Genomic DNA, 11,105 nt, shown 5'->3' with positions numbered 1-11,105 from the left:
GCATCGACCACATGCCAGCCTTGGCTACAGGCCACCCATCACCCGAATCCCACTGAACAACGTGGTGGGTTTACACACCTAGCCGCCCAGTGCGCCCCTCGCTATTAGTATTTCGCTGAACGGCAAGCGATCGATAGTCCGACCTTGACGGCCCATCCACGGCCGCTGAGTAACGTGTGGCTATCCACCACCACGGATCGTGACTATGGCCGCCCCCATTGACCTCCCTCCTGCATATGTCTGGCACGCTGATGAACACGGCCAGCACACGCTTCTGCTCAAAGACTGCCCTATCGTGACAGTCGGCCCCATGGGCGCTGGCTGGCTCATCCGGGTCGTGCTGAAGGGGCACGGGATCGAACCTCTGGAATACGCCGTGCGCTCTCTGGACCGTGGGAAGGGCTGGGCACAACGCTGGGTGAAGCAGCGGGAGCGCTTGGTCGCGAGGACCTGCGGGCAGCCCGTGGAGCCGTCCCGTCCCCTCTCGTCGACTTTTGGCGGAAGACGAAAGGCGGCCTGAGATGGGACCTCCCCTCCCCCGTTCGTTCTATGCTCGCGACCCGCGAATCGTCGCCCCCGAACTGCTCAATAAGCTGATCGTAGTGGCTGACGGCCGGGCGGGACGGATCGTCGAGGTCGAGGCCTACTGCGGCTCAGAGGATCCAGCTGCCCACACCTACCGCGGCAAGACGGCCCGCAATGCCACCATGTTCGGGGAGGCAGGCCACCTCTATGTCTATTTCAGCTACGGGATCCACTGGTGCGCCAATACCGTGTGTGGCGAAGTTGGCCAAGGTTTCGGGGTGCTCTTGCGCGCCATCGAGCCTGTCCAGCGCCTGGAGGCGATTCAAGAGGCCCGCGGGCTCCCAAGACGCGCGGTCGACCTAGGAAATGGGCCAGGCAAGCTGGCGCAAGCATTGGGTATCACAGGTGAGCTCAACGGCGCGGACCTCGTCACGGTGGATCGCGGGGTATGGGTGGCGGATGACGGGATCCCACCGCCGGCCAAGCCTGCAACGACCCCCCGGGTCGGGATATCCAAAGGCCGGGAGCACCCATGGCGCTGGCACGTGCTGGGGAATCCGTACGTTTCCCGCGCCCCGAGGCTCCCCCCGGCGAATCTCACGCCGTGACTACGAACTGAGGTGCACAGTCGGCCCATGCTAACCGCCGAGCAGATCCGCGAACGTCTGGACGAAGCCGAGGCCGCCATCCGGGATGGTCAGGTCGGCAGCAATCCGCACGAGTTCATCGAGGCCCTCTGGGCGCAAGTCCAAGAGGAAGCTCCACCAGAGCTGAAGGTGGAGGTATACGACCGCCTCCTTGAGCTAAGCGGCTTGCTCGGCATTCGGGATACGACTCTCGCTCAAGAGCGCCTGGGCGGCCCGCTCTGGGACATGTTCTTGGCTGCGCTTGAAGAATTTCCCGACGCCACCCAGGACGAGGCAGCATTTTGGCGAGCCGTGGACTCGGCTAAAGCACCGTTGTTCGACGGATGCACTGAGGAGTGCGGTGCGGAGATAGAGGAAGCCGTCCAAGCAGAACTGAACCATCGCGGGCTGGCTACCCCGAGAGAGTTTGAGCCCTAGTTCAAGCTGAGCGCGCGCGGAAAGAGCGGCATCGGCTTGAACGAATTGTTAGGCCCGCACCCGCCGAGAATGCAGCAGCGGACAAGAGTCCGTAGATGCCGCCAGGTAGAAGAGCCTTGAGCGCGGCCTGTTGGGCAATCCAACGGGCAAGCGCCTGGTCATTCATCTGTGGCCAATAGTTGGAATACAGCGAGTACAGCCCAAGCACAACAGCGCCAACAAGTGCGCCAGACAGGCAAAGATTGATTGCATTTAATCGGCCGCGTGAGCGCAGCCACAAGGCCAGCGGGAGTTCTATGAGCACAGCCACCGGCGAGGAAATTAGAAGTCCCATGAGCAAGACAAGCAGCGTAGGGACCATCACCCGTTGCGATGAGAAGACCATAAGCAGGGCATCAACGCCGGAACAAACACAATCGAGGCGATAAGTCCCATCCAAAGCGGGCGGGTGTGCTGAGATCTGTCCATGCGGGTCTAAAACGCCTGAATTAAGCCGAGCCGCGAAGCGGCTTCGGCTTGAATGAATTGTTAGGCCCGCATCCTATCAGCGGCCACCCGTGATAGAGCTGCATGAACCACGATAACCGCGATCTCCAGGTTGTGCTGCCGATCATCACCCCACGTGCCGTCAGAGTATCCCTGCCGGGTAACGGCAATGAACGAATCGATCTTTTCAAGGAGAACGCTGTCATTGCGGCCGTGAGCGAGCTCATTGCGGGCCACATTGAGCCTTTCCGCGCAGCGCCACGCTGGGATTGCCTCGCCGCAAATAGCCTGAGCGAGCTTGACCTTATTAAAGAAGTTCATCTTTGCTTCGTACATGGTCGCGGGGAGGCGGCATGCTGATGCAATTACTTCCTCCAGAACCTCCTCTATAAGCAAGTGTCCCTTCAGTAGGTCAAGCGCGTGTGGGCTGTCCTCCCAGAACTTGTCTAGGAATCGCTTCTGACGTGCTTTTCGATCGCGCTCGAAGGAATCTTCCATGAGGGCCTAACTACCTAATAGACGGACCCTTGGGTCCGGTTATACGACTTATCCACAGCGTACCGTATGGTGGGCTATCCCCTTGATTCCGCTCGATCTTAGGGGGCCAGAGCCCGTCCAACAAGGTGTCGCAAAGCCGGACCGATGAAGTTGCTAAGCTCGGCCCATCAGGAACAAGAGACGGGCCATGTGCTACTCCGCGATGATCCAGGCCGACTACGACAAGTACGTGCGGCACTATGGCGCCACGATGAGTCTGGAGGAGTTCGCCTTGAACGTGTGGGCAGCGCCAGACCGGGCGAAGAAGAAGCGGCGCCCGAAGGCGGTAGATGACTGGTTCCGGGGGCTGAGCGACCCGAAAGCACAGGAGATCTGGCGCGAGATACAGCGCCAGCGGGCGGAACGGGAAACGGAGCTCCAGCAGGAGCTGTTCAAACAGAAGAAGCGCCAGGCGGACGCAAAGCGGGCCCTACAGACCAAGGTCACCAAGAAGGCGCAGGAAGACCTCCGCATCTCGACCGAGAAGATCAGCAAGCTGAAGCTCGATCTAGACGACCTACAGCGCGCGGAACCCCTGCCCCGGGATGCCCGGTTCTTCCCCGGCAACTACGCCCCTGTGATCGTCATGGAGGGCAGCCGGAAGGTGATCAAGCCGATGCGCTACCAGTGCCGACTCCCGGGCTGGAACGAGTACGTAGAGCGCAAGTACCCCGGTACCTACAACGCCCGACGCGACAGCATCCCCAAGACCTGGGATGCCCTGTTCGGTCACAAGCACGGGATCATCATCGTCAACGCCTTCTATGAGAACGTCGAGCGCCACCTCATGGAGCATCGGGAGCTTGCCGAGGGCGAATCCACGGAGAACGTCGTCCTGGAGTTCGGGCCCAAGCCTGAGCAGGACATGATCATCGCTTGCCTGTGGAACGAGTCCCCGGACGGCGATGGACATCTTCTATCGTTCGCCGCGATCACGGATGACCCGGCGCCGGAAGTAGCCGCCGCGGGCCATGATCGAACCATCATCCAGATCAAGCCCGAGAACGTGGACCGCTGGCTGACACCTGAGGGGCGCTCAATCGAAGAACTGCAGGCCATCTTGGACGATCGGCCGGAGGCCTACTACGAACACCACATTTCAAGGGCAGCATGATGGACAACGCAGAAGCTGCAGCCAGGATTCACGCGCTGGACGCATGGGTGGCTAGCTACCCTCAGTCAAACACCTTCCGGCAGTTCTGGAAGGACTACCGCGCCCAGGACCCGGAACTGCATGAGTTCTTGGAAACAGCAGATCAGACGACGTGGGACGAAGGCGTGCGCGATGCGCTCAATGCCTTGGGCGAAGGGATGGATACCAGCGGCTTCATGTATAGCCAGGATCGACCATATCGCCGAATCAACCAAGGGCCGAGCTACGGAGACGGGCGCGACGAGCTGCTGGACGAGGTCCACGCTAAGTTGCCTGCTGGCTATCAGGTCTCTGCCGCGATTGCTGCCGCGTTCGATCCGATCAAGGAACGTCTGCACTCGGACGAATGGGTTGGCAAGACAAGGCGTCAACAGCTCGACTGGCTGGATGGGGAACTGCAAGACTTGATCAGCCGCATACGGACCCCGGAAAGCGCCGCCGTCGTCCAGACCTACCTCTTCGACTTCATCGACAAGTACGATGTTGAGGGCGCTGACCTCGATATCCCGATCACCTGACTCCAGAAAACAAAGAGCCTCGGAAGGAGCTCTTTGAGTGCAGTGGCGGGACCCGAGCCGCGTGGGCAGTCGCGGGACCGTCTCTGCTACTGCTCGCCGCGGCGGCGCTGATTCTGGCCGCCCTGACCTTCTTCTTCATCCTGGTCGGGGGACTGACCCGGGCCGCACTGGCCCTGCTCGTTGCCCTGGCGCTGGTCATCCTGGCGCTGGCCGCCCTGACCACCCTGGTTCGGATTCTGACCCTGCCCCTTCCCTTCTCTTGGCCGGAGTCACCGAACGTTGTCCACCTTGGGTTGGAAGCTATCCTTGTCTCGTGCTCCCCCGTGGTGATCAGTGGCAAAGATTCGCACCGGCAACCGGGCGCGACTGACAGTTCCTCGCCCGCGGTGCTCAACTTGAACTGCGAGCCTCTCGACTAGGTTAGTACTCGGAGATCTTGACTTAGTCTTCCTGCGCGGGTTTGGTCGTTCGCGCCATGGCGTCGGTACTGATCTTGATGCCGGGCAAGATGTCACCATTGCCCCAGCCATGGGCCACCGCCGGCGATTCTGGTGACTTCTTCATGGGTGTCGACAAGAGCGCGTGCTCTGGAAATACCCGCCAATCCGGCACTCAGATGATATGCCGCGCCCGCTCGCCTTCCTTGAGACCCCTCCCGCGGCGGGAACCTGTCAATACCCCAACAAGCTTGACCAGAGTTGGCGGCACGATGGCCGATTCGTTGGGCGGCGCGCTCGGAGCGATGATCGCTCAGCATGGAGGGCATCTCGCCCTACCCTCGATAACGACCCCTAATCGTTCAATCCGATTCACTGTCCAGAATGTCGGACGTTCGTTAGCAGCTCGTCTTAGCGCCATCAGCAGCTGACGACCCTATGTCGGGGCTCTGTGTGGCGAGTGAGCGCGCTAGCGGAGTGAGTGCCCGATGGGGGCACCTCCTCAGGCTCATCGCCAATGCAATGGTCTTACTTTCCGGGCGTAGCCTCGACCAGCTTGACCAGCTCGCGCTTCTGCTGCTTGGTCAACGATCCCCACCGCAGCAGCAGCTTGGCCAGCAGATCATCATCGGTATAGAGAAAGGCCGCCGGAACGCCCAAAGCCTCGGCCAGCTGCTTGGCCGTGGGCGAGCGCGGCTCATGGACACCACGCTCGTACTGGTTGATGCGGGTGCTCGCCACGTCGGGCTCCATACCAGCCAAAACACCCAGCTGAGTCTGCGTCAGGCCTCGTCCCAAGCGTGCCTGTTCCAGACGCCTGGCGAAATTCGATCGCTTGTCAGCTGATTCGGACACACGGGCCTCGGGTCACATCCTGACGAAAGGATGGCCGAAGTGCCTGTCGCTGGATACTAAGGTAATCTTAGTATCCCTGCAATGCGGCCAGCTTCGATGACGCCTCACACGCTGGATGACCTGGGGTTGCCCGGTGCCGTGTATTTGTGGGCCCTGCTTCAAGCCCACCAGCAGCGTTTGGCGATCGCGCCCACGGCAGAGCTGGCCATGGAAGCCCTGCAGGTCCTGGCCTCCCATCAGATCCTGGCCCTTCCGGTGGAAGCATCAGCTTCGACGGTAGGGGCGCGGCACACGCCGCTGGAGGGCATTCCCTGGCGGTGGACCTGGAGTGCCTATCAGGCCGAGAGCGCCTTACCCGCGATCGAGGATTTTCTGGCCTCGGTACCCTGCGACGAACTGGTCCTGACCCTAGGGGCGGCGTTGTGGCAACGCCTGGTGCGCGATGAGGCCCAAGCGTTCTATGCCGAGCAGTTGGTCCGCTGCCAGTTCGACCTTCACTGGCAGCAGGACATGGCCTTTGCCCAGCGCTTGTCGCGCCTGTCGCTAAGCGCCGCGCAATGGCGGTACTGCGCGTGGGCGGCGGTACGCCAGGGCGCCGCCTTGGCGCGCCAAGGCACCCTGCCCGCCTCCCGGGTACGCGAAGGCATGTATGGCGAGATCTTGCGACGGGCCGCGGCGGTGGCGGCCGGTCGTTACGGCCGCTGTGGGTTCACCCCCTCTTCGGTACGGCCGCCGACGGCGCTGGCGCAAGGCCTTGCGTGCCAGTGGTTCAATCTCGGGCCCGCCTACTGGACCGCCCTGCCAAGCACCGAGGCCCTGCAACCGGGACTCACGAGGTCTGGCTAGGCGCCCGGATACTTGGGGAACTTCTCGTTGGGATGCTTGGCTTTCCATTCCTTGTAGGCCGCGGTGCCCTCCCAAGCGGTGAAGGAGCGTGGCGGGCGCCCGCGGCCGCTCCAGGTCTCCTGCGTGTGTGGCAACCAGTACTTGGGCGCCACCTCCTGATTGCCGGTGGACTTTTTGACCCGCGCCGGGTTGTTGGCACCAACCGCTGCCACTATCTCCGCTTTTTGCTTGGCGCTGAAGTGCGGGTTGTACTGGCCCAGCAGATTCATGACCTCGGCAAAGGCATCAGCCGCCTGTTGCTGGCGCAGTTGGACTTCTTGCCGTTCCAGGTTGCGCAGTTCCTCTTCCAGCTTGGCTTTGGCTGTGGCGATGGAGTCCAGGGTGGGCTTACTCATGCGGTGTGGTGACCTTTGGGAAAGAAAGCGGTGGGAAATGGAGTTTAAACACCCAGCTGTGAGCGTGCTTGATGCCCGCTGGGACTGATCGCATCCCCCTACCAAGAGGCGGACCTCCCGGTCCGGCTGAACTCAGCAAGCTCTCCTGGTGCGGTATCGCAGATACGGCGCTCCTAAGAGTCAGCCATATCGCGCAAACGCCTTGATCGAAACGCCGCGCTGGCTTCACCGCCACATACTCTCAGGCGCACCGCTTTAGGCGGCACACCCACGGCAGGGCCCTGCCCCAATACAGCCAGCGCGCAGGTTCGATAAATTCGACAGCGCCTGGCGTGCAAGTGAGCCTCCGGATTGCTGGCCCCTTCGCGGACGCCATAGTTGGGACCGAGCGCAAGACGCATATCCCAGCCCAACCTTCCCTCAAACAACCTGTACCAAGAAGAGGTGTCGCCCTGGTAGTTAGGCTTGATGGTTCCATTGCCTTCATATACCCAGCGGACCTCATCGAACGCCTCGGCGCTCTCCAACAACTGCTGGGGGTCAGGATCCAACATCAGGTCCCTGCTGCTGCAAAGCGGAAAAACAAACTCGAAGAAGAACGCCATCATCGTATAGCGGATCCAGTGCAGTTCTTTCGATGCCAGCACCATCAGCAGGATGGAGTGAAGGTATTCTCCGATGTCCAGGTAAATGTCCTCTTTTCCAGCATGCAGGGCCTCCCTAAGCACCCAGACAGCCGCTACCAGCGCCTCCAAGCCACTGGCTCGCTCACATAGGCGATCAAGCGAGTCATCCCAAGATCGGGTCATGACGATTCGCCCGTGTTCGAGGACAAACAAGCAATCGCGTATCGGAACAGACAGCGAATCCAGCATCGCGACATCCATATCCCTCGGCCGCTTGCAATCGAGCATCCACCAGAACCGCGAATTCAGCACTGCAGCGCTTCCGGGCACATCCACCTCAACCTTGCTGAGAGTGTGAGCACTTGGAACATGTTGTCCCTGCGCATACTTCGCCCAGAGGTTTTGGTGATGCGCTCCCTCCTTCACATAGGTTTCGGGCTGAAGCAGTCTTCCTACCGCATAGGGTGTAAGCGGTGCATCGCCAGGCAAATTGGCGCGTAAAAACTCAAACCATGCACTGACCCGCAATACGCCGATGACCTGCTCCATCAAGTAGGCATTGTTTCCGGCATCAATCCGCCTGTAGATCTGCGCAATGCGCTTGGACTCGTACTCGGACATCAGTAGGCCGCCCAGTGGCTTATGACGCCGCTAGAGTAAACCCTTTACTCCTACCTTCCTACGGAGCGACGCGCTAGCGTTGTCATGACATAGACCCGAAGGAGCATGTGTGTGGCGGAGCCTGCTGCATCTCCACCGGGACCGACACCTGAGGCGTTGGAAGACCTGCTGACGCGCGATCTGCTCCGTACCTATGGGCCCCTGATCGGCCAGGAGGAGCTTTGGCGGGCGCTCGGATACAGCTCGCTGGACGCTTTTCGCCAGGCGCAATTGCGTGGCACCGTACCTGTGCGTGTGTTTGCCGTGGAAAACCGGCGCGGCAAATTCGCTTTGGCCCAAGACGTCGCCAATTGGCTGGCGCACCAATATCGCCGTTCTGGCGGCGACCGTCCTTTCGCTGTTAGCTCAACCCAGCAAGTGCATCCGGGAGCTATGCCGCGCTCCCGCGTCCGCGATAGGTGACAGTGCCGACCTCACGCAGGCACCTCAAGAGTGTTTCAGACCAGCGGCCTAAGCCAGAAATGTTGACGCCCGGTGGCGACCGGGCGTCTTTAGAGCAGCGAACAGCAGGAACGCGCTGATCCTACTCCCATTTCGCCACTTGGTACACCTCTTCCTATCTGGAAGTTCGGGTGCGGGAGAGAACTGCTTGGAGTAGCGCCATGAGCCCTGTCCGTTCAATGGTCCAGCCCCGATATCTGGTGTTTTCCAGATCTGAGCCGCGTCCCTATCACTTGCCCGAAATGTATGTGCACCGGGTGGAAGTGATTCACGACGATACCTCGCCCCGTCCCCACCTTGGCCGACGTCAGTACGAAGGCTATGCGGTCTATGACGTGGCGCGAAACCGTCTGGTTCGATTGTTCGTCTACCAGGAGCCAGAACACGTGCTGAGTGAGTGGCGACTGCCACTGCCCGATACCGTCATGGACATCCCGGTCCTCTCGACACAGGTCCGTCCAACCCTTGCACTACCCACGAGCGCAGCTGAGCCCTCCTCGCGTGCATCCATCCAAGCCGGGGAAGCACGTGACTAGCCCCCTGAACCCCGAATCGCGAGCGTCTTATGCAGAGGTTCCGCACCCACCCCTAACGTCTCGCGCTCTCACCCACCGCGAGGAGCGCAAGAACGATGTGTATTACTACCTGTCACCCAAGCACAAGATGCGGGTCGTCTCGGTCGTAGAACCCTGCCGACTTGCACTCGCGCTGGAGTATGAGTTCGATCCCGATGTGGTCAGCTACGTCGAGCGACCACGATGCCTTTCAGTCGAGGATCGTCAGATCGAGTTGTGCTTCTGGGTCAGTCGGCGAAGCGGCGCCGAGAGTTTTTCCATCTTTCGCCGCCAGTCCAAGCCCAGCATTCAGGCTGTACGCGCCGAAGAACGTGTGTGCAGCAAACTTCTGGACGCGGCCCGCACCGCCGGGTTGACACTGGCCATCCGCAAGCCCCAGTCGCTGATCCTGGCCAGGGTCGCAAATGCCACGCGCTTGGAACTGCTGCCCTACGTACAAGCGGCCGATGCCTTGGCAGGTCTCACCGTATTCGCTGATGCCGTCCTGGAGCATATGAGGACCCATCGTGTCAGTTCCTTCCACGCCATTGAAAGAACCCTGTGCGGCCCGTTTGACTGGCGTGACGTGCGCAGCGCGACGTGCTGGCTGATCCATCGCGGCCTGCTCAATATCGATGTGAACCAGCGCCTCACGGTCTCCACACGGGTGTCCTTGCCGGAGGTCGTCCATGCATGAGCTGAGCCTCTTGGAGATTGGGCAATGGGATCAGTGTGAGCCCAGCGGACTGACATCTGATCGAAAGGAGGCCTTCGACGCTCGGTGCAAAGCTGTACGCGCCGTTGCAGCGGGATCGTCCATGACGTCGGCGGCCATGCAGTATGGCGTCCACGTCAAGACGCTCGCAGAAACCATAGAGAAGGCCCGCGCAAGCGCACCAGACCGCAAGCCTTGGGGCTGGCGCGCCTGCATTCCCCACCGTGTCAGGAATACCAACACCGCCGAGGCCGATGACTACCCAGCCTTTGCCGGCCCGGGTGCCTTCAAGGCCTTTCTGAAGAAGGCTGCGGCGTTCCAGGAACTGCTGACCGACTACTCCGGTCCACTCCCTGGCCGTAACGCACCCAGCAGGAGGTTCGAATCCTTCTTCAAGAACCTATGCAAGTGGATACGGGATAACGTGCCTAAAGATCGCTATCCCGCCAACGACAAGACCTACGCGCGTCGCAGCATCCTCGCATTCCTGCATGAGCAGCGCGAAGGACAACCGTTCATCGATGAGGACTTTGAGGTCGAGGATGCCAGCGCAGCGGGCCAACTGGGCGAGGTGTTTGCCCTGCAGCTCACCGACTGGGCGCAGTACGACGGACATGCTTTGGATTGCCCGTTCTACATTGAGGGTGAGGATGGCAACGGCCAGCCCTTCCTGCAGCAGATTCTTCGGTCTTGGCTGATCGTTGGCTACTTTGCGCTGTTGCGCCTGTGTTCCAGCTGGACGCTGTCCTTCGGCATTAACTATAGCGGCACTGACTTCAACGTGACGTGCGCTAACAGTCTTCGGCACTGGGTGCCACGCGACCTGGTTGCGCCGACGATGGTTTACGTGCCTGGCAGCGGCATTGGCACGGCACCGGCGATCGGCGTCGTGGCAATGCCATCAATAACCAGCGCAGACAACGCAATGGCGCATCGACTGGACGTCAATCGCCAACGCATGGCGAGCCAGCTTCTGGGAGTTATCCACTTCGGTCGCGCTCATGTTCCGGAGACGCGCGGTCACTTGGAGGCGTGGAACAGGAGGATCGAAGAGACCGTCATAAGACAAATGCCCGGCGCCTATCGCCCCGCCGGTGAGAACAGCGATACGGCCACTAAGACAAACACATCCGATCCACAGGTCTACCCCGCCGATACCACCGCGCTGGAGGACCTGATGGACGTCACGATCAGCCGACGTCCCCCCAATTTTGAGTAGCACCGCGATCTGGAGTCCAATCCCCAACCCCAAGGAGATTGGACGTGAAGAAG

The 11,105-nt window shown here is 60.8% G+C and carries 13 protein-coding genes; 8 read left to right on the top strand and 5 right to left on the bottom strand.

Annotated features, from left to right (window positions below; translation table 11 throughout):
* Nucleotides 1-521: 521 nt before the first annotated feature.
* On the top strand, nucleotides 522-1,133 hold the full coding sequence (locus Q0907_RS18845) for a DNA-3-methyladenine glycosylase (RefSeq protein WP_245123329.1): 612 nt from the start codon (nucleotides 522-524) through the stop codon (nucleotides 1,131-1,133).
* Nucleotides 1,134-1,160: 27 nt separating this feature from the next.
* Nucleotides 1,161-1,589 carry a hypothetical protein gene (locus Q0907_RS18840; RefSeq protein ID WP_185896104.1) on the top strand — a complete coding sequence of 143 codons (429 nt, stop codon included), beginning with the start codon at nucleotides 1,161-1,163 and terminating at the stop codon, nucleotides 1,587-1,589.
* A 528-nt stretch (nucleotides 1,590-2,117) separates the two neighbouring features.
* Here the strand turns inward: Q0907_RS18840 and Q0907_RS18835 are convergent.
* Nucleotides 2,118-2,573 carry a hypothetical protein gene (locus Q0907_RS18835; protein ID WP_299347561.1) on the bottom strand — a complete coding sequence of 152 codons (456 nt, stop codon included), beginning with the start codon at nucleotides 2,571-2,573 and terminating at the stop codon, nucleotides 2,118-2,120.
* Nucleotides 2,574-2,775: 202 nt separating this feature from the next.
* Between Q0907_RS18835 and Q0907_RS18830 the strand changes: the two genes are divergently transcribed.
* Both Q0907_RS18830 and Q0907_RS18825 read left to right on the top strand, forming a co-directional pair.
* Nucleotides 2,776-3,726 carry an SOS response-associated peptidase family protein gene (locus Q0907_RS18830; protein WP_299347559.1) on the top strand — a complete coding sequence of 317 codons (951 nt, stop codon included), beginning with the start codon at nucleotides 2,776-2,778 and terminating at the stop codon, nucleotides 3,724-3,726.
* Nucleotides 3,723-4,283 (top strand): hypothetical protein, encoded by a 561-nt coding sequence (locus Q0907_RS18825; protein WP_299347558.1) that lies wholly within the window; start codon nucleotides 3,723-3,725, stop codon nucleotides 4,281-4,283. The genes Q0907_RS18830 and Q0907_RS18825 overlap by 4 nt, the downstream gene beginning before the upstream one ends.
* Before the next feature lie 441 nt (nucleotides 4,284-4,724).
* Here Q0907_RS18825 and Q0907_RS18820 read toward each other — a convergent pair whose 3' ends face one another.
* Together Q0907_RS18820 and Q0907_RS18815 are read right to left on the bottom strand one after the other, a co-directional pair.
* On the bottom strand, nucleotides 4,725-4,847 hold the full coding sequence (locus Q0907_RS18820; RefSeq protein ID WP_299347556.1) for a hypothetical protein: 123 nt from the start codon (nucleotides 4,845-4,847) through the stop codon (nucleotides 4,725-4,727).
* Between the two features lie 401 nt (nucleotides 4,848-5,248).
* Entirely contained in the window at nucleotides 5,249-5,575 is a 327-nt protein-coding gene (locus tag Q0907_RS18815; protein WP_299347554.1) for a helix-turn-helix transcriptional regulator, read from the bottom strand.
* Nucleotides 5,576-5,671: 96 nt separating this feature from the next.
* Between Q0907_RS18815 and Q0907_RS18810 the strand changes: the two genes are divergently transcribed.
* The gene (locus Q0907_RS18810; RefSeq protein WP_299347552.1) at nucleotides 5,672-6,421 is read left to right on the top strand and encodes a hypothetical protein; all 750 of its coding nucleotides are present in this window, start codon (nucleotides 5,672-5,674) and stop codon (nucleotides 6,419-6,421) included.
* Here the strand turns inward: Q0907_RS18810 and Q0907_RS18805 are convergent.
* Together Q0907_RS18805 and Q0907_RS18800 are read right to left on the bottom strand one after the other, a co-directional pair.
* Nucleotides 6,418-6,816 carry an H-NS family nucleoid-associated regulatory protein gene (locus Q0907_RS18805; protein ID WP_299347550.1) on the bottom strand — a complete coding sequence of 133 codons (399 nt, stop codon included), beginning with the start codon at nucleotides 6,814-6,816 and terminating at the stop codon, nucleotides 6,418-6,420. The two genes, Q0907_RS18810 and Q0907_RS18805, sit on opposite strands and share 4 nt — an antisense overlap.
* Before the next feature lie 173 nt (nucleotides 6,817-6,989).
* Complete coding sequence (locus Q0907_RS18800) at nucleotides 6,990-8,063, bottom strand: hypothetical protein (RefSeq protein WP_299347548.1); 1,074 nt, start codon at nucleotides 8,061-8,063, stop codon at nucleotides 6,990-6,992.
* A 156-nt stretch (nucleotides 8,064-8,219) separates the two neighbouring features.
* On the opposite strand from Q0907_RS18800, the gene Q0907_RS18795 reads away from it, so the two are divergent.
* The 3 genes from Q0907_RS18795 to Q0907_RS18785 all read left to right on the top strand — a co-directional run bounded on the left by Q0907_RS18795 (nucleotide 8,220) and on the right by Q0907_RS18785 (nucleotide 11,052).
* Nucleotides 8,220-8,525 carry a hypothetical protein gene (locus Q0907_RS18795; protein WP_299347546.1) on the top strand — a complete coding sequence of 102 codons (306 nt, stop codon included), beginning with the start codon at nucleotides 8,220-8,222 and terminating at the stop codon, nucleotides 8,523-8,525.
* Between the two features lie 672 nt (nucleotides 8,526-9,197).
* Nucleotides 9,198-9,815 carry a hypothetical protein gene (locus Q0907_RS18790; protein WP_299347545.1) on the top strand — a complete coding sequence of 206 codons (618 nt, stop codon included), beginning with the start codon at nucleotides 9,198-9,200 and terminating at the stop codon, nucleotides 9,813-9,815.
* Nucleotides 9,816-9,936: 121 nt separating this feature from the next.
* Nucleotides 9,937-11,052 carry a hypothetical protein gene (locus Q0907_RS18785; protein ID WP_299347543.1) on the top strand — a complete coding sequence of 372 codons (1,116 nt, stop codon included), beginning with the start codon at nucleotides 9,937-9,939 and terminating at the stop codon, nucleotides 11,050-11,052.
* Nucleotides 11,053-11,105 lie beyond the last annotated feature (53 nt).

It is taken from the genome of uncultured Pseudoxanthomonas sp. (assembly GCF_947498795.1).
GTDB lineage: Bacteria > Pseudomonadota > Gammaproteobacteria > Xanthomonadales > Xanthomonadaceae > Pseudoxanthomonas_A.
Note: the sequence above shows the minus strand (reverse complement) of the source record. Positions and strands in the feature narration are given on the sequence as shown.